The organism is Streptomyces sp. NPDC002499, from assembly GCF_053595415.1.
Window position 1 is genome coordinate 214,756 of record NZ_JBSFXO010000013.1, and the last position, 24,213, is coordinate 238,968.

Here is a 24,213-nt window from a genome sequence, read left to right on the forward strand (position 1 = left end):
GAGGAACAGGAGTCGCTGGGTGTCGAGCACGGACGTGCGCAACGAAGCAGAGGATTCGGGACCCAGCGGCTACGCGGCGGCCCGGCTGCGCCTCCTCCAGGAGGGGGCGCGGTCCGGGCCGCCGCGCCGTGCCGCCCTGGCCGAAATGACCGACGACTGGCTGTCCGGGCTCTTCACCGCCGGCGCCACCGACCTGCGGGGCGTCTCCCTGGTCGCCGTCGGCGGCTACGGCCGCGGCGAGCTCTCCCCACGCAGCGACCTGGACCTGCTGCTCCTGCACGACGGCTCCGACTCCGGCGCGGTGGCCGCCCTGGCCGACCGCATCTGGTACCCCGTCTGGGACCTCGGCCTCGCCCTGGACCACTCGGTCCGCACCCCGGCCGAGGCCCGCAAGACCGCCGGCGAAGACCTCAAGGTCCAGCTCGGCCTCCTCGACGCCCGCCACCTCGCGGGCGACCTCGGCCTCACCGCCGCCCTGCGCACCTCGGTCCTCGCCGACTGGCGCAACCAGGCGCCCAAACGCCTCCCCGAACTCCAGGAACTCTGCGCCGAGCGCGCCCAACGCCAGGGCGAGCTGCAGTACCTCCTCGAACCCGACCTCAAGGAAGCCCGCGGCGGCCTGCGCGACGCCACCACCCTGCGTGCCGTCGCCGCCTCCTGGCTGGCCGACGCCCCGCGCGAGGGACTCGACGACGCCCGGCGCCGGCTCCTCGACGTCCGCGACGCCCTGCACCTGGCCACCGGCCGCGCCACCGACCGGCTCGCCCTCCAGGAGCAGGACCAGGTCGCCGCCGAACTCGGCCTGCTCGACGCCGACACCCTGCTGCGCCAGGTGTACGAGGCGGCCCGGGTCATCTCGTACGCCAGTGACGTCACCTGGCGCGAGGTGGGGCGCGTGCTCAGGTCGCGCGCTGTACGGCCGCGGCTGCGCGCCATGCTCGGCGGCGGCAACAAGCCCGTCACCGAACGCTCCCCGCTCGCCGAGGGCGTGGTCGAGCAGGACGGCGAGGTGGTGCTCGCTCGGGCCGCGCGCCCCGAGCGCGACCCCGTCCTGCCGCTGCGCGCCGCTGCCGCCGCCGCGCAGGCCGGTCTGCCGCTGTCCCTGCACGCTGTACGGCGTCTGGCGGCCACCGTGCGCCCGCTGCCCACGCCCTGGCCCGCCGAGGCGCGCGAACAGCTCGTCACCCTGCTCGGCTCCGGGCAGCCCACCATCGAGGTCTGGGAGGCGCTGGAGGCGGAGGGCCTCATCACCCGGCTGCTGCCGGACTGGGAGCGGGTGCGCTGCCGGCCGCAGCGCAACGCCGTGCACATCTGGACCGTCGACCGGCACCTGATCGAGACCGCCGTACGCGCCTCCGAGTTCACCCGCCGGGTCAGCCGCCCCGACCTCCTGCTGGTCTCCGCGCTGCTGCACGACATCGGCAAGGGCTGGCCGGGCGACCACTCGGTGGCCGGCGAGATCATCGCCAAGGACGTCGCCGCCCGCATCGGCTTCGACCGCGCGGACGTCACGGTGCTCTCCACCCTCGTACGCCATCATCTCCTGCTCATCGACACCGCCACCCGGCGCGACCTGGAGGACCCGGCCACCGTGCGCTCGGTCGCCGAGGCGGTCGGCACGCAGAGCACGCTGGAGCTGCTGCACGCGCTGACCGAGGCGGACGCGCTGGCCACCGGGCCCGCGGCCTGGTCGTCCTGGCGCGGTTCCCTCGTCGCCGACCTGGTGAAGCGGGTCGCCGCCGTGCTCGCCGGAGACGTCCCCGAAGAGCCCGAGTCCGCCGCGCCCACCGCCGAGCAGGAGCGGCTCGCCATCGAGGCGATCGCCACCGGCAGCCCGGTCCTCGCCCTGCGCGCCCAGACCGAGCCGCCCACGGAGGACCAGCCGACCGGGGACCCCGAGCCGCTCGGCGTGGAGCTGCTGATCGCCGTGCCCGACCAGCCCCGGGTGCTGCCCTCGGTGGCCGGCGTGCTCGCGATGCACCGGCTCACCGTGCGCACCGCCGAACTGCGCGCCCTGGACCTGCCGGACGGCGTCGAGGGCTCCGTGCTGCTGCTGAACTGGCGCGTTGCCGCCGAGTACGGCTCGCTGCCCCAGGCCGCGCGGCTGCGGGCCGACCTGGTCCGGGCGCTGGACGGCTCCCTGGACATCGCGGGCCGTCTCGCCGAACGGGACGCGGCCTATCCGCGCCGCCGGGGCGTGGTGGCACCGGCGGCCCGTGTGACGGTCGCCTCCGCCGCCTCCCGCTTCGCCACCGTGATCGAGGTCCGTGCCCAGGACGCCCCCGGGCTGCTGTTCCGGATCGGCCGGGCCCTGGAGGACGCGGGCGTCCTGATGCGCAGCGCGCACGTCTCCACGCTGGGCGCGAACGCGGTCGACGCCTTCTACGTGACCGGGCCCGAGGGCGCCGCCCTGCCCGGCGAGGAAGCGGCGGCGGTGGCGCGCAAACTGGAGGAGATGCTGCGCGCGTGACCTCGCGGTCCGCGTAGGCGGGGAGCACGCGGCCTCGTCCCCGCCGGCTGAACCCAGCAGGCGGGGGCGATTGTCCTGCGCGGCCGGATACCCTGGAAGACGCCCACACTGCCCCCGACTCCGAGGACCGACTCCGCCGTGTTCGATACTCTCTCCGATCGCCTTTCAGCGACCTTCAAGAACTTGCGCGGCAAGGGGCGCTTGAGCGAAGCGGACATCGACGCCACGGCGCGTGAGATCCGCATCGCCCTCCTCGAAGCCGACGTGGCCCTGCCCGTGGTGCGGACGTTCATCAAGAACGTCAAGGAGCGTGCCCTCGGCGCCGAGGTGAACAAGGCGCTGAACCCGGCCCAGCAGGTCCTGAAGATCGTCAACGAGGAACTCGTCACGATCCTCGGCGGCGAGACCCGTCGGCTGCGGTTCGCCAAGAACCCGCCGACCGTGATCATGCTCGCGGGTCTGCAGGGTGCCGGTAAGACCACCCTGGCGGGCAAGCTCGGCAAGTGGCTCAAGGACCAGGGGCACTCGCCGCTGCTCGTCGCCGCCGACCTCCAGCGCCCGAACGCCGTGAACCAGCTGAGCGTCGTCGCCGAGCGGGCCGGGATCGCGGTCTACGCGCCCGAGCCGGGCAACGGCGTGGGCGACCCGGTCAAGGTCGCCAAGGACTCCATCGAGTTCGCCAAGTCCAAGGTCCACGACATCGTGATCGTGGACACCGCGGGCCGCCTGGGTATCGACCAGGAGCTGATGCAGCAGGCCGCGGACATCCGCGACGCGGTCTCGCCCGACGAGATCCTCTTCGTCGTCGACGCGATGATCGGCCAGGACGCGGTCAACACCGCCGAGTCCTTCCGGGACGGCGTCGGCTTCGACGGCGTGGTGCTCTCCAAGCTCGACGGTGACGCCCGCGGTGGTGCGGCCCTGTCGATCGCCTCGGTGACCGGCAAGCCGATCATGTTCGCGTCGAACGGCGAAAAGCTGGAGGACTTCGACGCCTTCCACCCTGACCGGATGGCCTCCCGCATCCTCGACATGGGTGACCTGCTCACCCTGATCGAGCAGGCGGAGAAGACGTTCAGTCAGGAAGAGGCCGAGAAGATGGCCTCGAAGCTGGCGTCCAAGAAGGGCCAGGACTTCACCCTGGACGACTTCCTGGCCCAGATGGAGCAGGTCAGGAAGATGGGCTCCATCTCCAAGCTGCTCGGCATGCTGCCCGGCATGGGCCAGATCAAGGACCAGATCAACAACCTGGACGAGCGGGACGTCGACCGCACGGCCGCGATCATCAAGTCGATGACCCCGGCCGAGCGCCAGGACGCGACGATCATCAACGGCTCCCGCCGCGCCCGTATCGCCAAGGGCTCCGGCGTCGAGGTCAGCGCGGTCAAGAACCTCGTCGAGCGGTTCTTCGAGGCCCGCAAGATGATGTCCCGCATGGCCCAGGGCGGCGGCATGCCCGGGATGCCGGGTATGCCGGGCATGGGCGGCGGCCCCGGCCGCAGCAAGAAGCAGCCGAAGCAGGCCAAGGGCAAGCAGCGCTCCGGCAACCCGATGAAGCGCAAGCAGCAGGAGCAGGAGGAGGCCGCCCGGCGCGCGGCCGGTGCCCAGGGCGGCGTGCCGGGCCAGCAGGCGCCGCAGGACTTCGAGCTGCCGGACGAGTTCAAGAAGTTCATGGGCTGAGGCTCACGAGGTTCACGGGCTGACGGTTCCTGAGGCTTACGAGGTTCACGGGCTGAGGGCTCCTTAGGCTCAGGAGCTTCATGGGCCGACAACCCCTCTTCCACGTCACCGAGGGCGCCCCTCTCCGGAAGGGCGCCCTCGGTGCATCCTGGGCGTGCCGACGCCTGGCCCGTGTCGTAACTTGCCGATATGACCAACCCCGCGCCGCCGCGCAAGTCCCCCGATCAGCCCTGGCGTACCGAGGGCACCCCGGACGAGCCGCCGAAGCCGTCGCCGGGCGGGAAGAAGATGCGCGGCGGCTGGTGGAGCCTGATCCTGACCGCGCTGGTCGTCTACCTGATCGCCAACCTGGTCCTGTCGTTCTTCAACGAGGGCGACGAGCCGACGATCTCGTACACGGAGTTCAGCAAGCAGGTCGACGCCGGGAACGTCAGCAAGATCTACGCCAAGGGCGACGCGATCCAGGGCCAGCTCAAGAAGGGCCAGGACAACCCCGAGGGCGACGGCAAGTACACCAAGTTCAACACCGAGCGGCCGACCTTCGCGGACGACCAGCTCTGGGAGGACCTGACCAAGCACAACGTCACGGTCACGGCGGAGCCGGTCGTACAGCACCGAAGCTTTCTGGCCAATCTGCTCATCTCGCTCGCCCCGATGCTGCTCCTGGTCGTCCTGTGGATCTTCATCGCGCGGCGGATGAGCGCGGGACTCGGCGGCGGGGGCGGCATGCTCGGCCGCAAGGCCCCGCCCAAGCCGGTCGAGCTGGAGCCGGGCCAGCAGCGGACCACCTTCGAGGACGTGGCCGGCATCGACGAGGTCGAGGGCGAGCTGAACGACGTCGTCGACTTCCTCAAGAACCCCGACGCGTACCGCAAGATGGGCGCCAAGATGCCCCGGGGCGTGCTGCTCGCGGGCCCGCCCGGCACCGGCAAGACGCTGCTCGCGCGGGCGGTCGCGGGGGAGGCGGGGGTGCCGTTCTTCTCGGCCTCGGCCTCCGAGTTCATCGAGATGATCGTCGGCGTCGGCGCCTCACGCGTGCGTGAACTGTTCGCGGAGGCCCGCAAGGTGGCCCCCTCGATCATCTTCATCGACGAGATCGACACCATCGGCCGGGCCCGCGGCGGCGGTTCGGGGATGGGCGGTCACGACGAGCGCGAACAGACCCTGAACCAGATCCTCACCGAGATGGACGGCTTCTCCGGCTCGGAGGGCGTCATCGTCATCGCGGCCACCAACCGCGCCGACGTCCTGGACCCGGCCCTCACCCGCCCCGGCCGCTTCGACCGGGTGGTCGTGGTCTCGCCGCCCGACCGGGGCGGCCGCAAGGCGATCCTGGAGATCCACACCCGCCAGATCCCGCTCGCCCCCGGCGTGGACCTGGCCCAGGTCGCCCGTACGACCCCGGGCATGACCGGCGCCGAACTGGCCAACCTCGCCAACGAGGCCGCCCTCCTCGCCGTCAAGCGCAAGCAGGACCAGGTCACCCAGGCCGACCTCTCGGAAGCCCTGGAGAAGGTCCAACTGGGCGCCGAACGCCCGCTGGTGATGCCCGAGGAGGAGCGCCGGCGCACCGCGTACCACGAGAGCGGCCACGCCCTCCTCGGCATGCTCCAGCCCGGCGCCGACCCCGTCCGCAAGATCACCATCGTCCCGCGCGGCCGCGCCCTCGGCGTCACGCTCTCGACACCGGACGCGGACAAGTACGCGTACACCGAGGAGTACCTGCGCGGCCGGATCATCGGCGCCCTCGGCGGCATGGCCGCGGAACAGGTCGTCTACGGGGTGATCACGACCGGCGCCGAGAACGACCTCGAACAGGTCACCAACCTCGCGCGCGGCATGGTCGCGCGGTGGGGGATGAGCGAACGGGTGGGCCGGCTCTCGGCCCTCCCGAACGACGCCCAGCAGGCGTACGGCCTCGCCGCCGCGCCCCGGACCCTCGACGTCATCGACGACGAGATGCGCCGCATCGTCGACGAGTGCTACGAGGAGGCCTGCCGCAAGCTGCGCGACCACCGGGGCCAACTCGACGACCTCGCCGCGGCGTTGCTGGAGAACGAGACGCTGGAGGAGACGGACGCCTATCGGATCGCGGGCGTCACACGGCTCTTCAAGGAAGAGCCGTAGTCGTCCTCAGGGCGTCCGCGCGATCAGGTACCGGAACACGTTCGGCATCCACACCGTCCTGTCCCGCCGCTGATACGGATGCAGGGCCTCCGCCAACTCCTTGTCCACCTGCGCCTGGTCGGTCGCGATGATCGCCGCGTCGAAGAGCCCCGTCGACAGCAGCCCTCGTACGGCGCTCTCCATGTCGGCGTACCCGAACGGGCACGACACCCGCCCCGAGCCGTCCGGCCTGAGGCCCGCCCGCTGGGCGACCTCCTCCAGGTCGTCGCGAAGGGCGGGGCGCCAACTGCCCGCGCTGCGCAGCGGATCCGCCAGTCTGGTGGCCACCCGCAACACGGACGACGTGGCGCAGCGCTCCGGCGGACCCCAGCCGGCCAGCACCACGGGCGCCCCGCGCTCGGCGAGCGGAGTCGCCGCCCGCAACTGCCCGCCGAGTCCCTCCGAGTCGCCCGCCAGACACCCGATGGGCTCGAAAGCGGTCACCAGGGTGTACGCGGGCGTCTCCGCGTCGGCCGCGTCCCCGGGTGTGCCGTCGACGATCCGGGTGTCCCCATGCGTGCGTGCGCCCCAGGTCGCCGGGGACAGCCGCTCGCGCGCGAGGGCGAGTCGTTCGGGGGAGGAGTCGACACCGGTGACCGCCGCGCCCGAGGCGGCGGCCATCAGAAGGGCGAGGCCGCTGCCGCAGCCGAGGCCCAGCAGCCGGGTGCCGGGGCCCACTTCGACTCGCTCGTGGACGGCCTCGTAGAGCGGTACCAGCATCCGCTCCTGGATCTCGGACCAGTCACGCGCGCGTGCACACAGGTCCACGCGGGGTGTTTCGTCCGCATGGGGATGGTGCTGCCGCACGAGCGTAGGTGTCATCTAAAGCGCCCCAATCCGCCGAGAGTTGTCGCTGTGCCCGTATCCCTTTGCCCCCGTGACGTTCGCGCGCACTTCCCCCGCATTGCCAGGTAACTCCGCACCAGGAGCCGCGTCCAGGGTTTGTGGGGTGCTGCTTGTGGCTTCGGTATGTCTGTGGCGAGATTTCACATCCCGGCAACTTGGACCCGTACCATCTCGCCATGGCCAAGGCACCCGTACTCACGCCCCGGGCGGACGACTTTCCGCGCTGGTACCAGGATCTGATCAGCAAGGCCGAACTGGCCGACAACGGTCCGGTGCGCGGCACCATGGTCATCCGACCGTACGGGTACGGGCTGTGGGAGCGGATGCAGGCCGAGATGGACGCCCGGATCAAGGAGACGGGTACGCAGAACGCGTACTTCCCGCTGCTGATCCCGCAGTCCTACTTCGCCCGGGAGGCCGACCACGTCGAGGGCTTCGCGCCCGAGCTGGCCGTGGTCACCCACGGCGGCGGCAAGGAGCTGGAGGAGCCCGCGGTCGTCCGCCCCACCTCCGAGATGATCATCAACGACTACTTCTCGAAGTGGGTCCAGAGCTACCGCGACCTGCCCCTGTTGATCAACCAGTGGGCGAACGTGGTCCGTTGGGAGCTGCGGCCCCGCCTGTTCCTGCGCACGACCGAGTTCCTCTGGCAGGAGGGCCACACGGCGCACGCGACCTTCGAGGACGCCCGCGACTTCGCCGCGCACATCCACCGCCAGGTCTACGAGGACTTCATGGTGAAGGTCCTCGCGATGGACGTCGTGGCCGGTCGCAAGACCGTCAAGGAGCGGTTCGCCGGCGCCATCAACACCCTCACCCTCGAAGGCATGATGGGCGACGGCAAGGCCCTCCAGATGGCCACCAGCCACGAGCTGGGCCAGACCTTCGCGAAGGCGTTCAACACCCAGTACCTGTCGAAGGAAGGCAAGCAGGAACTCGTCTGGCAGACGTCCTGGGGCTCCACGACCCGCATGATCGGCGCCCTGGTGATGATGCACGGCGACGACAACGGCCTGCGCGTCCCGCCCAACCTCGCCCAGACCCAGGCCGTCGTCCTCGCCATCAAGGGCGACGAGGCGGTTCTGGCCAAGGTCCACGAGATCGGCGATCAGCTGAAGGCGGCGGGCGTACGCGTCCACGTCGACGACCGCACGGACGTCCCGTTCGGGCGTCGCGCCGTCGACTGGGAGCTCAAGGGCGTGCCCGTGCGCATCGAGGTCGGCCCCCGTGACCTGGAGAACGGCACCGCGATGCTGGCCCGCCGGATCCCCGGTGGCAAGGAGCCGGTGGCGCTCGACTCCCTCGTAGGACTGCTGCCCAAGGTGTTCGCGGAGGACCAGGCGCTGCTGCTCGCGCAGTCGCGGGAGCGCCGGGAGTCCCGCACCTCCGACGTGGCGACGGTCGAGGAGGCCGTGGAGGTCGCCGGGGCCGGTGGCTGGGCGCGCATCCCGTGGGCGGACCTGGGCACGGAGGGCGAGGCCAGGCTGGCCGAGCACGCCGTGACCGTACGGTGTCTGGTCGCCGAGGACGGGTCGGTGCCCGAGAGCGACGAGCAGCCCGGTAACGTCGCGGTCGTCGCGCGCGCTTACTAGAGCGGGCCCCTCCGTCGCGAGAGCGACCGAAACGCCCCTTGCGCATCCGCGGATCGCAGTCGCACCGACGTGTGGACATCATCTACGCGTTGGTGCGTACGTCAGACTACGTACCGGCTTGGTACGAGCTGTGAGGCTTCTCCGCAGATCAGCGCACCCGCCCTCGTCCGGACGCATCAGCGGCAACTGACGGGTACGTGCAAATTATTTGGGATGGCCCGGAATAGGAACACAGGGGCACTCCGGCTCGTTGTCATTACGTGAGCACGACACAGACACCACCTGTTCTCGCCGCAGAGCTGGCAGAGGCGTGGGCCGACATTCAGCGGTACCACCCCGAACTGCCCGATCTGGCCGCGCCCGAGTCCCTGATCGGAGAGTCGTCGTCCGCCTGCGGGCACGAGCTCTCCTTCGAGCGACTGCTGCATGAGGCAGTCCATGGCATCGCCGCCGCGCGCGGCGTGCGCGACACGTCCCGTGCCGGCCGGTACCACAACCGGAGATTCCTCGCGATCGCCGAGGAACTGGGCCTGGACCACCAGGAGGAGCCGCACCCGAGCAGCGGTTTCTCGCTGGTCACGCTCAACCCCGAGGCCAAGCGCCGGTACCGCCCGACCATCGAGCGGCTCCAGCGCGCCCTCAAGGCCCACACCGCGGCCACGTCCTCGGACACCGGCCGCTCCTTCCGCGGCCCGGCCGCCCGCCACGGCTCCTCCGGGGGCGGCGTGCGGGTCAAGGCCGTGTGCGACTGCGGCCGGAACGTGCGCGTGGTCCCGTCCGTCCTCGCCCAGGCGCCGATCGTCTGCGGGGGCTGCGGGAAGCCGTTCCGGATCCCGGAGGTCGTGGGCGCGGCGGCCGGCTGACGGGTGCGGCTGCTCGTGGCGGCCGCACTCGGGACGGCGTAGTGGCGTGCGCAGCCCGAGGGCACCCGGCATGCCGGGTGTTCCTCAGGCATGCCCCCGCACTCCCGGGGGCGAAGGGACCCGCAGGGTGTGGCACAATGGCTAGCTGTACTCGACAGCCGCACAGGAACCCTCTCGCCTCCGGCTGACGCGTCCATCGGGCACTCGGGTACCGCAACCCCACGCGGCCGTCTCGCCGTGCCCAACCACGTCAAAACCAGGAGAACCCACTCCCGTGGCAGTCAAGATCAAGCTGAAGCGTCTGGGCAAGATCCGTTCGCCTCACTACCGCATCGTCGTCGCCGACTCCCGTACCCGCCGTGACGGCCGGGCCATCGAGGAGATCGGTCTGTACCACCCGGTGCAGAACCCCTCGCGTATCGAGGTCGACACGGACCGCGCGCAGTACTGGCTGGGTGTCGGCGCGCAGCCGACCGAGCCCGTGCTCGCCATCCTCAAGCTGACCGGCGACTGGCAGAAGTTCAAGGGCCTGCCGGCCCCGGCGCCGCTGCTCGTGGCCGAGCCGAAGGCCGCGCGCCCGGTGTTCGACGCCCTCGGTGGCGACGACGAGGGCAAGGGTGAGGCCATCACCCAGAAGAAGAAGGCCGACAAGAAGGACGAGGCCCCGGCCGAGTCCTCCTCGTCCGAGTCGACCGAGGCCTGAGCATGCTCGAGGAGGCTCTCGAGCACCTCGTGAAGGGCATCGTCGACAACCCTGACGATGTGCAGGTCGCCTCGCGCACCCTGCGCCGCGGGCGTGTGCTGGAGGTCCGGGTCCACCCGGACGACCTCGGCAAGGTGATCGGCCGCAACGGCCGCACCGCACGCGCTCTGCGTACCGTCGTGGGCGCCATCGGCGGTCGCGGTGTCCGCGTCGACCTCGTCGACGTGGATCACGTCCGCTGACGCACTGACGGGCGTGCACCACGTCCGTCGACGCCGAAACGCAGCACCGGCTCGGGCCGGGGAGGGCCAGTGGGCCGTCCCCGGCCCGTCGTCGTCATGACAGGAGATCCAGAGAAGTGCAGTTGGTAGTCGCCCGCATCGGTCGCGCCCATGGCATCAAGGGCGACGTCACCGTCGAGGTCCGCACCGACGAGCCGGAACTCAGGCTCGCCCCCGGCGCCGTCCTGGCCACCGACCCGGCCGCCACCGGCCCGCTCACCATCGAGACCGGCCGCGTCCACAGCGGCCGGCTCCTCCTGCGCTTCGAGGGTGTCAACGACCGCTCCGCGGCCGAGGCCCTGCGCAACACCCTCCTGATCGCCGAGATCGATCCCGAGGAGCTGCCGGAGGAGGAGGACGAGTACTACGACCACCAGCTGATGGACCTGGACGTGGTCACCCGGGACGGCATCGAGATCGGCCGCATCACCGAGATCTCGCACCTGCCCTCCCAGGACCTCTTCATCGTCGAGCGGCCCGACGGCAGCGAGGTGATGATCCCCTTCGTCGAGTCGATCGTCGTCGAGATCGACCTGGAGGAGCAGCGCGCGGTCATCGACCCGCCGCCCGGGCTGATCGACGGCCGGGCCGAGATCGCGTCCTCCAGGGAGGAGGAGGCGTAATGCGGCTCGACGTCGTCACGATCTTCCCCGAGTACCTCGAACCGCTGAACGTCTCCCTCGTCGGCAAGGCACGCGCGCGTGGGCAGCTGAACGTCCATGTGCACGATCTGCGTGAGTGGACCTACGACCGCCACAACACCGTCGACGATACCCCCTACGGCGGCGGCCCCGGCATGGTCATGAAGACCGAGCCCTGGGGCGACGCGCTGGACTCGGTCCTGGCCGACGGCTACGAGAGCGACTCCCGCGCCCCCGCGCTCATCGTCCCCACCCCCAGCGGCCGCCCCTTCACCCAGGAACTCGCCGTCGAGCTCTCCGAGCGCCCCTGGCTGATCTTCACGCCCGCGCGCTACGAGGGCATCGACCGCCGGGTGATCGACGAGTACGCGACCCGGATGCCGGTCTACGAGGTGTCCATCGGCGACTATGTGCTCGCCGGCGGCGAGGCCGCCGTACTGGTCGTCACGGAGGCCGTGGCCCGGCTGCTGCCCGGCGTCCTGGGCAACGCCGAGTCCCACCGGGACGACTCGTTCGCGCCCGGCGCGATGGCGAACCTCCTGGAGGGGCCCGTCTACACCAAGCCGCCCCTGTGGCGCGGCCGCGACATCCCGGACGTGCTGCTCAGCGGGCACCACGGGAAGATCGCCCGCTGGCGCCGCGACGAGGCGCTCAGGCGTACGGCCGCCCACCGGCCCGACCTCATCGAGCGCTGCGAGCCCAAGGCCTTCGACAAGAAGGACCGCGAGATGCTCTCCATCCTGGGCTGGGCCCCGGACCCGGAGGGCGAGGCCCACGGCCGATTTTGGCGCAGGCCGGAGGGCGTGGAAGAATAGGCCGCTGTTGTGCGTCGTCCGGCGTGCGCCCCTGCCACAGGGGGACACGACGCCCGCCCCGACCCGCACAACCTCCTTCAGAGAACCTAGTACCGGTGATGACCTGTGGCATCAGCGAAGAAAGCAGATGAAATGTCCAACCTGCTCGACATCGTCGACGGCGCCTCGCTGCGCACCGACATCCCCGCCTTCCGCCCGGGCGACACGGTCAACGTGCACGTCCGCGTCATCGAGGGCAACCGCTCCCGTGTGCAGCAGTTCAAGGGTGTGGTGATCCGCCGCCAGGGTGCCGGCGTCCGCGAGACCTTCACGGTCCGCAAGGTCTCCTTCTCCGTCGGCGTCGAGCGCACCTTCCCGGTGCACACCCCGATCGTCGAGAAGATCGAGCTCGTCACCCGCGGTGACGTGCGTCGCGCGAAGCTGTACTACCTGCGCGAGCTCCGCGGCAAGGCCGCGAAGATCAAGGAGAAGCGCGACAACTGAGCGCCTTACGGGCGTCATATCGAGGCCGGATAACATCTGGCTCCGATGGACACCGAAGCACAGTCGACGGAGCGCGACCGCTCCTCCAGCCCTTCCGACTCCCCGGGGACATCCGGGGAGATCTCGGACACAGAGGGTTCGGAGGGCCGGTCGCGCTTCGCGTTGGTGGCGTGGATCACCGACTGGCTGCCCGGTGGGTTCATCACCCTGACCGCACTGGTCTGCCTGGTGTTTTTGCTGCTCCTCAACTCTTTCGTGGTCCGTCCCTTCCAGATTCCCAGCGGATCCATGGAAAACGGATTGAGGATCGGCGACCGCGTTCTCGTAAATAAGTTGGCGTACCGTTTTGGTGCCGATCCGCGGCGCGGTGACGTCGTCGTGTTCGACGGAACCGGGTACTTCGGGAGCGGTGACTACATCAAACGGGTAGTGGGTGTGGGGGGAGACCACGTGGTCTGCTGCGACAAGGAGGGGAGGCTCCAGGTGAACGGCCGGTCGGTCGACGAGTCGACGTTCCTGTTCCCCGGCGACGGCCCGTCCACGGTTCCCTTCGACGTCCGCGTGCCCGCCGGCACCCTCTTCGTCCTCGGCGACCACCGCAGCGACTCCAGTGACTCCCGCGACCATCTGGGCTCGCCCGGCGGCGGCATGATCCCCGTGGCCGACGTCGTCGGACGCGCCGACTGGATCGTCTGGCCCACCGCCCACTGGACCCGTCTGCACCGCCCGAGCGCTTATGCGCGCGTGCCCGCCGCGGAGGCGACCGCGTCTGAGAAGGGGGACGGTGCGCATGGGTAACCGCGGCAGACCACGGGGCTCGGTGCCCAGCAACCCCTTCGGCACCGAGAACCTGCTTCCCACCGGCTCCCGGCGCACCAGCGCCCCCGCGGGCGACGGCCGTTCCCGTGCCGACCGGCGCAAGCTGCAGCGCAAGGTCAAGCGCCGCCGACGGCGCAGCGCGGTCAAGGAGATACCTCTCCTCGTCGGCGTCGCCGTCCTCATAGCCCTGGTCCTGAAGACCTTCCTCGTGCAGGCGTTCGTGATCCCGTCCGGCTCCATGGAGCAGACGATCCGGATCGGCGACCGTGTCCTGGTGGACAAGTTCACCCCGTGGTTCGGCTCCGAGCCCAAGCGCGGGGACGTCGTCGTCTTCAAGGACCCCGGCGGCTGGCTCGACGACGAACAGACCACCACCAAGAAGAGCGACCCCATCGTCATCAAGCAGGTCAAGGAAGGGCTCACCTTCATCGGCCTGTTGCCCTCCGACAACGAGAAGGACCTCATCAAGCGGGTCGTCGGCGTCGGCGGCGACAACGTCAAGTGCTGTGACACGCAAGGCCGGATCACCGTCAACGGCGTTCCCCTGAGCGAGAGCGACTACCTGTACCCCGGAAACGCCCCCTCCATCCAGCAGTTCGACATCACCGTCCCCAAGGGGCGACTGTGGGTGATGGGCGACCACCGCGCCAACTCCGCCGATTCCCGGGCACATCAGGACACCGACTACGGCGGAACCGTGTCCCTGGACTCCGTGGTGGGCCGCGCCAAGGTCATCGCCTGGCCCATGGGGCACTGGACCAGCCTCAACGAACCTAAAACTTTCGCCTCCGTTTCCAACTCGGTGCCGGGGACGACCGCCGCTCCCCAGCTGTCGCATAGGGTTGCCTCCGACGATCCGAACGGAACGATCCAACTCCCGACCCCTGCGGAACTCCCGCTCGTTATGGGAGTGGTGGGCCTGCGCCGCGCATGGGGCAGGCGGCGGCACAGAGTAAGGAGTTGGCGTGGGGGATGTGGCGGTTGGCGCACGGTCCGGACACGACGGCGAGGAGCACCGCGGACGCCCCGTGGATGCAGCTGTCCCGGCCGCGGACAGCGCCGTGACCCCCGGGAGTGACTCCGGGGCGACCAGTGACGCCCCGGCGTCCGGTGAGCGGACCCGGGCCGATGACCAGGGTCCGGGCGATCCGACGCCGAGGCGGGGTCCCGGTGAACCGACGCCGGGACCGAAGAAACCCCGCTCCTTCTGGAAGGAGCTGCCGATCCTGATCGGCATCGCGCTCGTACTCGCGCTGCTGATCAAGACCTTCCTGGTGCAGGCGTTCTCGATCCCCTCGGACTCGATGCAGAACACCCTCCAGCAGGGCGACCGCGTCCTCGTCGACAAGCTCACCCCGTGGTTCGGGTCGGAGCCCGAGCGCGGCGAGGTCGTCGTCTTCCACGACCCGGACAACTGGCTGGCGGGCGAGCCCACGGCCGACCCGAACGCGCTGCAGAAGGTCCTCAGCTGGATCGGCCTGATGCCGTCCGCCGAGGAGAAGGACCTCATCAAGCGCGTGATCGGCGTCGGCGGCGACACCGTCTCCTGCAAGGGCACGGGCCCGGTGAAGGTCAACGGCAAGGCGCTGAACGACACTTCGTTCGTCTACGCCGGCAACACGCCGTGCAGTGTGGACGATCAGGGCGGTCAGTTCACGGTGAAGATCCCCAAGGGCTACCTCTGGGTGATGGGCGACCACCGTCAGAACTCCCGTGACTCCCGCTACAACCAGGACGACGCGCACCACGGCATGGTCCCGGTCAAGGACGTCGTCGGCCGCGCCATCGTCATCGCCTGGCCGATCAACCGCTGGGACACCCTCCCGGTCCCGGACACCTTCGACCAGCCGGGCCTGAATGACCAGTCCTCGGCCTCCGGCGCCCTGACGAACGCGCCCGACGCGATCGCCGTCGCCGGGCTGGTGCCGGTGGCCCTGTGGCGCCGGCGGCGGATCGCACCCGCCGAGACCCGCTGAGGTGACTCGCTGGGGGCGCTCGTACCGCCCCTTCGTGAAGCCATCGTGGAGCTGTGACCCCGGTCCCCTTGAGGGGCTGACCGGGTCAGGTACCGCCGGGTAGGGTGCGGATCCATGGGTGGCGAGAGCATGACGCGTACGGCCCCGCACAGCGGCGGCACAGGCACGGGCCCGGTGGGCAGCCGGACCGGACAGCGACTGTCCGGACTGGCGGTCGCACTGGGCATTGTGCTGTTCCTGGGAGGGTTCGCCTGGGGAGCGGTGGTCTACCGGCCCTACACCGTGCCCACCAGCTCGATGACGCCGACGATCGACGCCGGTGACCGGGTGCTGGCACAGCGCGTCGACGGCGGCGAGATACGCCGGGGCGACGTCGTCGTCTTCAACGACAAGAGCTGGGTGACGGGCTCGGCGGTCGTCAAGCGCGTGGTCGCGGTCGGCGGCGACAAGGTCTCCTGCTGCACGGACGGCAAGCTGACGGTCAACGGCAAGGAGATCGACGAGCCGTATCTGCCCAAGGGCAGCCTCGCCGAGATCACGGACTTCCCGTCGGTCACCGTCCCCGAGGGCCGGCTGTTCCTGCTCGGCGACGAGCGCCAGGGCTCCCTGGACTCCACCGCCCATCTCACGGACACCGCGAACGGCACGGTCGCGCGCTCCGCCGTGACGGCCCGCGTCGACGCGGTCGTCTGGCCCATGAACGGCATGCTGAAGAAGCCGACAGGATTCGAGGAACTGGGCGCCCTGTCCACGCCGGGCCCGCTGCGTCTGATCGTCGTACTGATCGTCGTCGGCGCGGTGCTCGTCCTCGGCGGCGGCGCGTACGGCCCGATCGCCAAGCGGCTGGGCGGCCGCCGCGCCCGGACCCGAACGGAGCCCGTGGGTGCCCCCTGAGGCCACGGACACCTACGAGGGCGGATTGCGCAAGGTCGCCCGGGTCGTGCTCCTCGACCCCGACGACCGCATCCTGCTCCTGTACGGCCATGAACCGGACGACCCCTCCGACGACTGGTGGTTCACCCCGGGCGGCGGTGTCGAGGGCGAGGAGACCCGCGAGCAGGCCGCCGTGCGGGAACTCGCCGAGGAGACCGGCATCACCGAGGTCGAACTGGGCCCGGTGCTGTGGCGGCGGATGTGCTCCTTCCCGTTCGCCGGTCGTCGCTGGGACCAGGACGAGTGGTACTACCTGGCCCGTACGACACAGACGGCGACGCAGGCCCTGGGGCTGACCGAGCTGGAGCGGCGCAGCGTCGCCGGAGCGCGTTGGTGGACCTGTCAGGAACTGACCCGGGCACATGAGACGGTGTATCCGACCAGACTCGCCGAGCTGCTGCGCAGGCTGCTCGACGAAGGTCCCCCGCCCGGCCCGGTGACCCTTGACCCAGAAATCGTCTAGGGGCATACGGGACTGGCGCACAATGGTGGGATCGCACGGCTGAAGGGGAACATGCCATGAGCGCCGAGGACCTCGAGAAGTACGAGACCGAGATGGAGCTGAAGCTCTACCGGGAGTACCGCGATGTCGTCGGTCTGTTCAAATACGTGATCGAGACCGAGCGGCGTTTCTACCTGACCAACGACTACGAGATGCAGGTGCACTCGGTCCAGGGCGAGGTGTTCTTCGAGGTGTCGATGGCGGACGCGTGGGTCTGGGACATGTACCGCCCGGCTCGCTTCGTGAAGCAGGTCCGCGTCCTCACGTTCAAGGACGTGAACATCGAGGAGCTGAACAAGAGCGATCTGGAGCTGCCGGGCGGGTGAGATTCCCTCGTGTGGGTGGCGGGGTTTTCCACAACCGGTGAGTAGCGCACCAAGATCAACTTGATCCACCCCGGTGCGTGAGCGTTGGCGCCGGAGGTGGTGCCGACATGAACGCACGAAGCGCACTCGGCAAGTACGGAGAAGACCTCGCCGCGCGGCGACTGAGCGAGGCCGGCCTGACCGTCCTGGAGCGCAACTGGCGCTGCGGACGGACGGGCGAGATCGACATCGTGGCCCGGGACGGGGACGTCCTGGTGGTCTGCGAGGTGAAGACCCGCAGGGCGGGCCCCTTCGAACATCCCATGGCGGCGGTCACGCCGACCAAGGCGGACCGGCTGCGCACCCTCGCGGAGCGCTGGGCCCAGGAACACGGGGGCGCACCGCCGGGAGGCGTCCGTATCGACCTGGTCGGCGTCCTGCTCCCCGATCGCGGCGCACCCGTGGTCGAGCACGCGCGGGGGGTGGCCTGAGATGGCGTTCGCACGCACGTGCTCGGTGGCCCTGGTGGGCGTCGAGGGAGTGGTCGTCGAGGTCCAGGCCGACCTCGAACCGGGGGTCGCGGCGTTCACACTGGTCGGCCTGCCGGACAAGAGCCTGACGGAGAGCCGGGACCGGGTACGGGCGGCGGTGGTGAACTCCGGGGGCGAGTGGCCGCAGAAGAAGCTGACGGTCGGACTCAGCCCGGCGTCGGTACCCAAGGCGGGCAGCGGGTTCGACCTCGCTGTCGCGTGTGCGGTGCTCGGCGCCAGTGAGCGGATCGACCCGCGGGTGCTCGCCGACATCGTGATGATCGGAGAGCTGGGCCTGGACGGGCGGGTACGGCCGGTCCGGGGCATCCTGCCCGCGGTGCTGGCCGCGGCCGACGCCGGCTACGAGCAGGTGGTGGTGCCGGAGTGCGCCGCCGCCGAGGCGACGCTGGTCCCGGGGGTCTCCGTGCTGGGTGTCCGCAGCCTGCGCCAGCTCATCGCGGTACTGACGGACGAACCGGTGCCCGAGGAGGCGCCCGACGAACTGGGCCGCCCCGATCCGCTCCTCGCGGGGCTGCGCGTACCGGGCACCGGAGCGGCCACGGGCATGCACAGCATGGGCGCCGCGCAGCACGACCACGGCCATGACCTGGCCGACGTCGTGGGCCAGATGTCGGCGCGCACCGCCGTGGAGGTGTCGGCGGCGGGCGGCCACCATCTCTTCCTCGAAGGGCCGCCGGGCGCGGGCAAGACGATGCTGGCGGAACGCCTGCCGGCCGTACTGCCTCCGCTGGGCAGGGAGGAGTCCCTGGAGGTCACGGCGGTGCACTCGGTGGCCGGGCTGCTGCCCCCGGGCAAGCCTCTCGTGGACACGGCCCCCTACTGCGCCCCGCACCACTCGGCCACGATGCAGTCGCTGGTGGGCGGAGGCCCGGGCATCCCACGTCCTGGCGCGGTCTCGCTGGCTCACCGAGGCGTCCTCTTTCTCGACGAAGCGCCGGAATTCCACAGCCAGACCCTGGACGCCCTGCGGCAACCGCTGGAGGCGGGGCATGTGGTGATCGCGCGCAGCGCCGGGGTGGTGCGGTTCCCGGCCCGCTTCCTGATGGTGTTGGCGGCCAACCCATGCCCCTGTGGACGCTTCTCGCAGCTCAACTCCCTCTGCGACTGCCCGCCCTCGGCGATCCGCCGCTATCAGGCACGACTGTCCGGCCCGCTGCTCGACCGGGTCGACCTGCGGGTCGAGGTCGACCCGGTGACCCGCGCCCAACTGACCGCGCCGGGCGCCCGGGGCGAGTCCACCGCGACGGTCGCCGACCGGGTCAGGGCGGCCCGCGAGCGCGCGACGGAACGCTTCACAGGCACCCCGTGGCGCAGCAACAGCGAGGTGCCCGGACGCGAACTCCGCAGCCGCTGGCACGCGACGCCGGGCGCCATGGACGACGCCGAGCGCAGCCTGGAGCGGGGAGTGCTCACCGCTCGCGGTATCGACCGGGTGCTACGGGTGGCCTGGACCGTGGCGGACCTGGTCGGCCACGACCGACCCGACGCGACGGATGTGGCTCTGGCGCTGCAACTCCGCACGGGAGTGCCACGAGGGGTGCCGATGGCTATCGGGGCGCTGGCGTGAGGATGGGAGAGGAAGCGGGGGCTGGGCCGGCAGGTGGTGTCCTTGGGGTCGAGTCGGCGGGCGGCGGCCTTCGAGCCGAGTCGATGGGTGGTGGTTCCGAGGCCGGGTCGGCAGGCGGGCGCCCCGAGGCCCAGCCACCGGACGACAGTCCCTCGCCCGAGTTGCTTGCCCTCGTTCATCTCACCCGGGTCATCGAGCCGGGGGACGAGACCTGTGGGCGGTGGGTTCGGGAGTTGGGGGCCGAGGAGGTGGTGGAGCGGTTGCGTGGGCGTGGGGCGCAGCTTGCCGGGGTGACCCATAAGCGGTGGGCCGGGTTGCGGGCGCGGGCCGAGCGGGGTGAGCCCGAACGGGATCTTGCTGTGGCGCGGGCCGCCGGGATGCGGTTCGTGCGGCCCGGGGACGCCGAGTGGCCCGCGCAGCTCGACGATCTCGGGGACGGGCGTCCGCTCGGGCTGTGGGTGCGCGGTCCTGCGAGCCTGCGGATGTGGGCGCTCAGATCCGTCGCCGTCGTGGGCGCGCGGGCCTGTACCGAGTACGGGGCGCATATGGCGGCCACCCTCGCCGCCGGCCTTGCCGAGCGCGGCTGGGTGGTCGTGTCCGGCGGTGCCTACGGGGTCGACGCCGCCGCACACCGGGGCGCGCTCGGCGCCGGTGGTGCCACCGTCGCCGTGCTGGCCTGCGGGGTGGACCGGCCCTACCCGCGCGGACACACCGAGTTGATCGGCCGGATCGCGGAACAGGGTCTGGTCGTGGGCGAGTTGGCGCCCGGTGAGCATCCGACGGCGAGCAGATTCATCGTCCGCAACCGCGTGATCGCCGCGTTGACCCGGGGCACGGTGGTCGTCGAGGCCGCCTACCGCAGCGGCTCGCTGGTCACCGCACGGGCCGCACGGCGGTTGGGGCGCCACACGATAGGGGTGCCCGGGCCCGCGACCAGCGCGCTCTCGGCCGGTGTGCACGAACTGCTGCGCGCCGACGCCGTGCTGGTCACCGAGGCCGCGGAAGTCGTCGAACTCGTCGGCGACATGGGGGAGCTGGCCCCGGAGCGGCGCGGCCCGGTGCTGCCGAGGGATCTGCTGGACCCGGCGGCCCGGCACGTCCTCGCCGCGCTGCCCGCCCGCGGCGCGGTGCCGGCCGACGGGATCGCCCGCGATGCGCGGACCACGAAGGACGACGCGATCGCGAGACTGTACGAACTCCGATCACTCGGTTACGTCGAACGACACGGCGACGGCTGGAAGTTGACACGCCAGGCGATGTCGTCCGTCGGAGCGGATCGGGGTCGATGCTGACCGAGCGTGTTCGGCCGTCCGGGGGAGGCCGGACACCTTTGGAAATCCCGGCAGTTGGCGCTCAGTGATGATCACTTAGAGCGACTGTCGTGATGCGGTGAGTCGTCGACGGGATGCCTCCGGGCGCACCTCGGCCACCCGTCCTCGCTCACCGCGACACTCCAGTCACGCTACGCTCACCTGAATTCCGACGCAGACAGGCAACTCGACATCAGACCGACAGCTCACCCACGCAGCCCCGATTCATGGCAGAACGGCACAAGGCGACGAATGCCCCAGCACACTTCCGGGTCCGACCGGGCGGCGATCCCGCCAGCCGCCCGCGACGGTGGCAGCGTGCGACCGCCCGCTCCCTCGACGCTCGACGAGCTGTGGCGGTCGTACAAGTCAACGGGGGACGAGCGGCTGCGGGAGCAGCTGATCCTGCACTACTCGCCCTTGGTGAAGTACGTGGCGGGACGGGTCAGCGTCGGGCTGCCGCCCAACGTGGAGCAGGCCGACTTCGTCTCCTCGGGGGTGTTCGGGCTCATCGACGCGATCGAGAAGTTCGACGTCGACCGGGAGATCAAGTTCGAGACGTACGCGATCACGCGGATCCGGGGCGCGATGATCGACGAACTCCGGGCGCTGGACTGGATCCCGCGGTCCGTGCGGCAGAAGGCGCGGAACGTGGAGCGCGCGTACGCGACCCTGGAGGCGCGGCTGCGGCGGACCCCGTCGGAGGGGGAGGTCGCCTCCGAGCTGGGCATCCAGGTGGACGAACTCCACGCCGTGTTCAGCCAGTTGTCGCTGGCGAACGTGGTGGCGCTGGAGGAGCTGCTGCACGTCGGCGGTGAGGGCGGCGACCGGCTCAGCCTGATGGACACGCTGGAGGACACCGCCGCGGACAACCCCGTGGAGGTGGCCGAGGACCGGGAGCTGAGACGGTTCCTGGCACGGGCGATCAACACCCTGCCCGACCGCGAGAAGACCGTCGTCACGCTCTACTACTACGAGGGCCTCACCCTCGCCGAGATCGGGAACGTGCTCGGCGTCACCGAGAGCCGGGTCAGCCAGATCCACACCAAGTCGGTGCTGCAGCTGCGCGCGAAGCTGGCGAGTTTCGGCCGCTGAGCGGTGGGGTGCCGCCCGCTGGAGCGAGCGCGAGTGACGTCCGTCGGAAGGCGCGCGAGTGACGTCCGTCCCGGCGGAGAGACTCCCGCCCGGGGAGGCACGTCCGTAGAGTGGTTGACGTGCCAAGGATTCGAGCGGCCTCCGTGGCCGAGCACCGGTCGATGCAGCGAGCCGCCCTGCTGGACGCGGCGCGGTCCCTGTTGTCCGAGGGCGGGACGGAGGCGCTGACCTTCCCCGCGCTCGCCGAGCGGACGGGGCTCGCGCGCTCGTCCGTGTACGAGTACTTCCGGTCGCGGGCCGCCGTGGTCGAGGAGCTGTGCGAGGTCGACTTCCCGGTCTGGGCCGCCGAGGTCGAGGCCGCCATGGAGCGCGCGGCCTCACCCGAGGGCAAGGTCGAGGCGTACGTCCGCCGGCAGCTGGCCCTCGTCGGGGACCGGCGCCACCGGGCCGTCGTGGCCATCTCCGCGAGCGAACTGGACGCGGGCGCCCGGGAGAAGATCCGCGCCGCGCACGGCGGCCTCGTCGCGATGATCGTCGAGGCACTGGCCGAACTGGGCCACGCCCAGCCCCGCCTCGCGGCGATGATGCTCCAGGGCGTCGTGGACGCGGCCGTCCGTCGCATCGAACTCGGCGCCGCCGAGGAGCCCTCGGTGATCACGGACGCGGCCGTCGGCATGGCCCTTCGGGGTGTGCGGGGCTGACCGGCCTTCCTGCCGACCAGGGGTGGCGTCACCCCGCGTACGAACCCGACTCCGGCGGCAGTGGTACGCCCAGCACCGGCAGCAGGCGGGACGGGCCCGTGCGCAGGAGCCACGGTGGGAGCAGGGTGAGTGGGTCCAGGTAGGCGTCCCCTCGCAGCAGGCCCCAGTGCACGCAGGTGAGGGGGCAGTGCGTGCCCGTCGGTTCCACCGTGCCCACCGTCTCGCCTGCCGCCACCTCGTCGCCCTTCTTCACCGACGCCCGTACCGGCTCGTACGTCGTGCGCAGATCCGTGCCGGACAGTTCCACGGAGACCACGCCCCGTCCGGCCACCCGGCCAGCGAAGGAGACGTGTCCGGCGGCGACCGCGCGTACCGGAGTGCCCGGGGCCGCGGCCAGGTCCACGCCCCGGTGGCCGGGGCCGTACACCGTCGCCGGCCGCTCCCAGCCTCGTAGGACGGAGGGGCGGGTGCCCACCGGCCAGGCGTGGGCGATCGCCGGGGCCCGTTCGCCCGGGTCGGGTGGGGGCGGTGGTGGGGTGTCCGCTCGGGCCCAGGGGGCCAGGGCGGTCGACGCCGAGATCAGCAGGACCGCTCCCAGCAGGCGCGCGTAGCGCTTCCACAGCCGTACATGCCGTACATATCGGTTGCCTCGCATGCGAGAACGGTCCCGTGATCCGGCGATCATGGCCGGGATCTGTGGACTACTCACCGGTTGTGGACAGCGGCGTCACCCGGTACCTCCAGGGTCCCGTACACTTCTTCTGGCGATCCGGGTCACCGGGTCGACTTCGCACGCCCCGACACGCGGCCGGCAACGGTCCCTGTCAGCGCCCCTCGGTCCCTCGTGGCACGGCGCATGTGGGCGTCAGGCGCGGAAGCCGTCCGGCATCCGCGGCACAACCGAGAACACCAAGGAGTACGGCCATGGCCGTCGTCACGATGCGGGAGCTGCTGGAAAGCGGCGTCCACTTCGGTCACCAGACCCGTCGTTGGAACCCGAAGATGAAGCGCTTCATCTTCACGGAGCGCAACGGCATCTACATCATCGACCTGCTCCAGTCGCTGTCGTACATCGACCGCGCCTACGAGTTCGTCAAGGAGACCGTCGCCCACGGCGGCACGGTCATGTTCGTCGGCACGAAGAAGCAGGCGCAGGAGGCGATCGCCGAGCAGGCGACCCGCGTCGGCATGCCCTACGTCAACCAGCGCTGGCTGGGCGGCATGCTCACCAACTTCTCGACCGTCTACAAGCGTCTGCAGCGCCTCAAGGAGCTCGAGCAGATCGACTTCGAGGACGTCGCCGCGTCCGGTCTCACCAAGAAGGAGCTTCTCGTGCTCTCGCGCGAGAAGGCCAAGCTGGAGAAGACCCTCGGTGGTATCCGCGAGATGTCCAAGGTGCCCAGCGCCGTCTGGATCGTGGACACCAAGAAGGAGCACATCGCGGTCGGTGAGGCCCGGAAGCTCAACATCCCGGTCGTCGCCATCCTCGACACCAACTGTGACCCCGACGAGGTCGACTACAAGATCCCGGGCAACGACGACGCGATCCGCTCCGTCACCCTGCTCACCCGTGTGATCGCTGACGCGGTCGCCGAGGGCCTCATCTCCCGCTCCGGTGTCGCCACCGAGGGCAAGGGCGACAAGGCCGCGGGCGAGCCGCTGGCCGCGTGGGAGCGCGACCTGCTCGAGGGTGAGAAGAAGGCGGACGAGGCCGAGGTGCAGACCTCTGCCGAGACCGAGAAGGTCGCCGACGCCGAGCAGGCCGAGGCTCCGGCTGCTGTCGAGGCCCCCGAGGCGCCGGCCGCCGAAGCTGCTGAGGCCCCCGCGGCCGAGGCCCCGGCCGCCGAGGCTCCGGTTGCCGACGCTCCGGCCGCGGACGCCGAGCAGGCCTGACCGTAAGCGTCAGTGTTGACG

General features: G+C 70.7%; 24 protein-coding genes. 22 read left to right on the forward strand and 2 right to left on the reverse strand.

Translation table 11 applies throughout. The features are described 5' to 3' along the window. The first annotated feature begins 19 nt into the window (after nucleotides 1-19). The 3 genes from ACWD5F_RS34310 (at nucleotide 20) to ftsH (ending at nucleotide 6,277) form a co-directional block, all read left to right on the forward strand. Nucleotides 20-2,470 (forward strand): [protein-PII] uridylyltransferase, encoded by a 2,451-nt coding sequence (locus tag ACWD5F_RS34310; protein ID WP_451260244.1) that lies wholly within the window; start codon nucleotides 20-22, stop codon nucleotides 2,468-2,470. A gap of 138 nt (nucleotides 2,471-2,608) precedes the next feature. Beyond that, complete coding sequence (ffh, locus tag ACWD5F_RS34315) at nucleotides 2,609-4,150, forward strand: signal recognition particle protein (RefSeq protein WP_401722782.1); 1,542 nt, start codon at nucleotides 2,609-2,611, stop codon at nucleotides 4,148-4,150. A 189-nt stretch (nucleotides 4,151-4,339) separates the two neighbouring features. Next, nucleotides 4,340-6,277: an ATP-dependent zinc metalloprotease FtsH gene (gene ftsH / locus ACWD5F_RS34320; protein WP_401722785.1), complete on the forward strand. Its 1,938-nt coding sequence runs from the start codon at nucleotides 4,340-4,342 to the stop codon at nucleotides 6,275-6,277. A 6-nt stretch (nucleotides 6,278-6,283) separates the two neighbouring features. Here ftsH and ACWD5F_RS34325 read toward each other — a convergent pair whose 3' ends face one another. Next, nucleotides 6,284-7,138, reverse strand: coding sequence for a methyltransferase domain-containing protein (locus ACWD5F_RS34325; protein WP_451260245.1), 855 nt, complete (start codon nucleotides 7,136-7,138; stop codon nucleotides 6,284-6,286). A 200-nt stretch (nucleotides 7,139-7,338) separates the two neighbouring features. Here ACWD5F_RS34325 and proS point away from each other — a divergent pair, with 200 nt between their 5' ends. The 18 genes from proS (at nucleotide 7,339) to ACWD5F_RS34415 (ending at nucleotide 22,299) form a co-directional block, all read left to right on the forward strand. Further along, nucleotides 7,339-8,754 (forward strand): proline--tRNA ligase, encoded by a 1,416-nt coding sequence (gene proS, locus ACWD5F_RS34330; protein ID WP_451260246.1) that lies wholly within the window; start codon nucleotides 7,339-7,341, stop codon nucleotides 8,752-8,754. 260 nt (nucleotides 8,755-9,014) lie between these two features. Beyond that, nucleotides 9,015-9,617 (forward strand): hypothetical protein, encoded by a 603-nt coding sequence (locus ACWD5F_RS34335; protein ID WP_123997471.1) that lies wholly within the window; start codon nucleotides 9,015-9,017, stop codon nucleotides 9,615-9,617. A gap of 274 nt (nucleotides 9,618-9,891) precedes the next feature. Further along, on the forward strand, nucleotides 9,892-10,320 hold the full coding sequence (gene rpsP / locus ACWD5F_RS34340) for a 30S ribosomal protein S16 (RefSeq protein WP_401722793.1): 429 nt from the start codon (nucleotides 9,892-9,894) through the stop codon (nucleotides 10,318-10,320). 2 nt (nucleotides 10,321-10,322) lie between these two features. Then, on the forward strand, nucleotides 10,323-10,562 hold the full coding sequence (locus ACWD5F_RS34345; protein ID WP_007384965.1) for an RNA-binding protein: 240 nt from the start codon (nucleotides 10,323-10,325) through the stop codon (nucleotides 10,560-10,562). 116 nt (nucleotides 10,563-10,678) lie between these two features. After that, a complete protein-coding gene (rimM, locus tag ACWD5F_RS34350) occupies nucleotides 10,679-11,224 on the forward strand; it encodes a ribosome maturation factor RimM (RefSeq protein WP_451260247.1) in 546 nt (181 codons plus the stop codon). Next, a complete protein-coding gene (gene trmD, locus ACWD5F_RS34355) occupies nucleotides 11,224-12,057 on the forward strand; it encodes a tRNA (guanosine(37)-N1)-methyltransferase TrmD (RefSeq protein ID WP_451260248.1) in 834 nt (277 codons plus the stop codon). Before rimM ends, trmD begins: the two co-directional genes overlap by 1 nt. 132 nt (nucleotides 12,058-12,189) lie before the next feature. Then, a complete protein-coding gene (gene rplS / locus ACWD5F_RS34360) occupies nucleotides 12,190-12,540 on the forward strand; it encodes a 50S ribosomal protein L19 (protein ID WP_123997467.1) in 351 nt (116 codons plus the stop codon). A 45-nt stretch (nucleotides 12,541-12,585) separates the two neighbouring features. Next, nucleotides 12,586-13,338 carry a signal peptidase I gene (lepB, locus tag ACWD5F_RS34365; protein WP_401722802.1) on the forward strand — a complete coding sequence of 251 codons (753 nt, stop codon included), beginning with the start codon at nucleotides 12,586-12,588 and terminating at the stop codon, nucleotides 13,336-13,338. Then, nucleotides 13,331-14,437, forward strand: a complete 1,107-nt coding sequence (gene lepB, locus ACWD5F_RS34370; protein WP_451260249.1) for a signal peptidase I — start codon at nucleotides 13,331-13,333, stop codon at nucleotides 14,435-14,437. Before lepB (ACWD5F_RS34365) ends, lepB (ACWD5F_RS34370) begins: the two co-directional genes overlap by 8 nt. Next, on the forward strand, nucleotides 14,325-15,335 hold the full coding sequence (gene lepB / locus ACWD5F_RS34375; RefSeq protein WP_451260250.1) for a signal peptidase I: 1,011 nt from the start codon (nucleotides 14,325-14,327) through the stop codon (nucleotides 15,333-15,335). The genes lepB (ACWD5F_RS34370) and lepB (ACWD5F_RS34375) overlap by 113 nt, the downstream gene beginning before the upstream one ends. Before the next feature lie 114 nt (nucleotides 15,336-15,449). Then, entirely contained in the window at nucleotides 15,450-16,229 is a 780-nt protein-coding gene (gene lepB, locus ACWD5F_RS34380) for a signal peptidase I (RefSeq protein ID WP_451260251.1), read from the forward strand. Continuing rightward, entirely contained in the window at nucleotides 16,219-16,731 is a 513-nt protein-coding gene (locus tag ACWD5F_RS34385; RefSeq protein ID WP_451260252.1) for an NUDIX hydrolase, read from the forward strand. Before lepB (ACWD5F_RS34380) ends, ACWD5F_RS34385 begins: the two co-directional genes overlap by 11 nt. Before the next feature lie 56 nt (nucleotides 16,732-16,787). Then, nucleotides 16,788-17,096, forward strand: coding sequence for a DUF2469 domain-containing protein (locus ACWD5F_RS34390; protein WP_003965949.1), 309 nt, complete (start codon nucleotides 16,788-16,790; stop codon nucleotides 17,094-17,096). Between the two features lie 107 nt (nucleotides 17,097-17,203). Next, nucleotides 17,204-17,566 carry a YraN family protein gene (locus tag ACWD5F_RS34395; RefSeq protein ID WP_451260253.1) on the forward strand — a complete coding sequence of 121 codons (363 nt, stop codon included), beginning with the start codon at nucleotides 17,204-17,206 and terminating at the stop codon, nucleotides 17,564-17,566. 1 nt (nucleotide 17,567) lies between these two features. After that, on the forward strand, nucleotides 17,568-19,193 hold the full coding sequence (locus ACWD5F_RS34400) for a YifB family Mg chelatase-like AAA ATPase (protein WP_401722818.1): 1,626 nt from the start codon (nucleotides 17,568-17,570) through the stop codon (nucleotides 19,191-19,193). An 83-nt stretch (nucleotides 19,194-19,276) separates the two neighbouring features. Beyond that, nucleotides 19,277-20,485, forward strand: a complete 1,209-nt coding sequence (gene dprA / locus ACWD5F_RS34405) for a DNA-processing protein DprA (RefSeq protein ID WP_451260254.1) — start codon at nucleotides 19,277-19,279, stop codon at nucleotides 20,483-20,485. Nucleotides 20,486-20,755: 270 nt separating this feature from the next. Then, nucleotides 20,756-21,598, forward strand: a complete 843-nt coding sequence (whiG, locus tag ACWD5F_RS34410; RefSeq protein WP_123997457.1) for an RNA polymerase sigma factor WhiG — start codon at nucleotides 20,756-20,758, stop codon at nucleotides 21,596-21,598. A 143-nt stretch (nucleotides 21,599-21,741) separates the two neighbouring features. Next, on the forward strand, nucleotides 21,742-22,299 hold the full coding sequence (locus ACWD5F_RS34415; RefSeq protein ID WP_451260351.1) for a TetR/AcrR family transcriptional regulator: 558 nt from the start codon (nucleotides 21,742-21,744) through the stop codon (nucleotides 22,297-22,299). Between the two features lie 28 nt (nucleotides 22,300-22,327). Here the strand turns inward: ACWD5F_RS34415 and ACWD5F_RS34420 are convergent, their stop codons facing one another. Beyond that, the gene (locus ACWD5F_RS34420) at nucleotides 22,328-22,954 is read right to left on the reverse strand and encodes a peptidoglycan DD-metalloendopeptidase family protein (protein ID WP_451260255.1); all 627 of its coding nucleotides are present in this window, start codon (nucleotides 22,952-22,954) and stop codon (nucleotides 22,328-22,330) included. A 269-nt stretch (nucleotides 22,955-23,223) separates the two neighbouring features. Between ACWD5F_RS34420 and rpsB the strand changes: the two genes are divergently transcribed. Continuing rightward, entirely contained in the window at nucleotides 23,224-24,192 is a 969-nt protein-coding gene (gene rpsB, locus ACWD5F_RS34425; RefSeq protein ID WP_451260256.1) for a 30S ribosomal protein S2, read from the forward strand. The last annotated feature ends 21 nt before the right edge of the window (nucleotides 24,193-24,213 follow it).

Coding starts and splice junctions, on each gene's coding strand:
- ftsH (WP_401722785.1), top strand. CDS start 4,340: ATGACCAACCCCGCGCCGCCGCGCAAGTCCCCCGATCAGCCCTGGCGT.
- ACWD5F_RS34325 (WP_451260245.1), bottom strand. CDS start 7,138: ATGACACCTACGCTCGTGCGGCAGCACCATCCCCATGCGGACGAAACA.
- proS (WP_451260246.1), top strand. CDS start 7,339: ATGGCCAAGGCACCCGTACTCACGCCCCGGGCGGACGACTTTCCGCGC.
- ACWD5F_RS34345 (WP_007384965.1), top strand. CDS start 10,323: ATGCTCGAGGAGGCTCTCGAGCACCTCGTGAAGGGCATCGTCGACAAC.
- trmD (WP_451260248.1), top strand. CDS start 11,224: ATGCGGCTCGACGTCGTCACGATCTTCCCCGAGTACCTCGAACCGCTG.
- rplS (WP_123997467.1), top strand. CDS start 12,190: ATGTCCAACCTGCTCGACATCGTCGACGGCGCCTCGCTGCGCACCGAC.
- lepB (WP_401722802.1), top strand. CDS start 12,586: ATGGACACCGAAGCACAGTCGACGGAGCGCGACCGCTCCTCCAGCCCT.
- lepB (WP_451260249.1), top strand. CDS start 13,331: ATGGGTAACCGCGGCAGACCACGGGGCTCGGTGCCCAGCAACCCCTTC.
- lepB (WP_451260251.1), top strand. CDS start 15,450: ATGGGTGGCGAGAGCATGACGCGTACGGCCCCGCACAGCGGCGGCACA.
- ACWD5F_RS34390 (WP_003965949.1), top strand. CDS start 16,788: ATGAGCGCCGAGGACCTCGAGAAGTACGAGACCGAGATGGAGCTGAAG.
- ACWD5F_RS34395 (WP_451260253.1), top strand. CDS start 17,204: ATGAACGCACGAAGCGCACTCGGCAAGTACGGAGAAGACCTCGCCGCG.
- ACWD5F_RS34400 (WP_401722818.1), top strand. CDS start 17,568: ATGGCGTTCGCACGCACGTGCTCGGTGGCCCTGGTGGGCGTCGAGGGA.
- dprA (WP_451260254.1), top strand. CDS start 19,277: ATGGGTGGTGGTTCCGAGGCCGGGTCGGCAGGCGGGCGCCCCGAGGCC.
- whiG (WP_123997457.1), top strand. CDS start 20,756: ATGCCCCAGCACACTTCCGGGTCCGACCGGGCGGCGATCCCGCCAGCC.
- ACWD5F_RS34420 (WP_451260255.1), bottom strand. CDS start 22,954: ATGCGAGGCAACCGATATGTACGGCATGTACGGCTGTGGAAGCGCTAC.
- rpsB (WP_451260256.1), top strand. CDS start 23,224: ATGGCCGTCGTCACGATGCGGGAGCTGCTGGAAAGCGGCGTCCACTTC.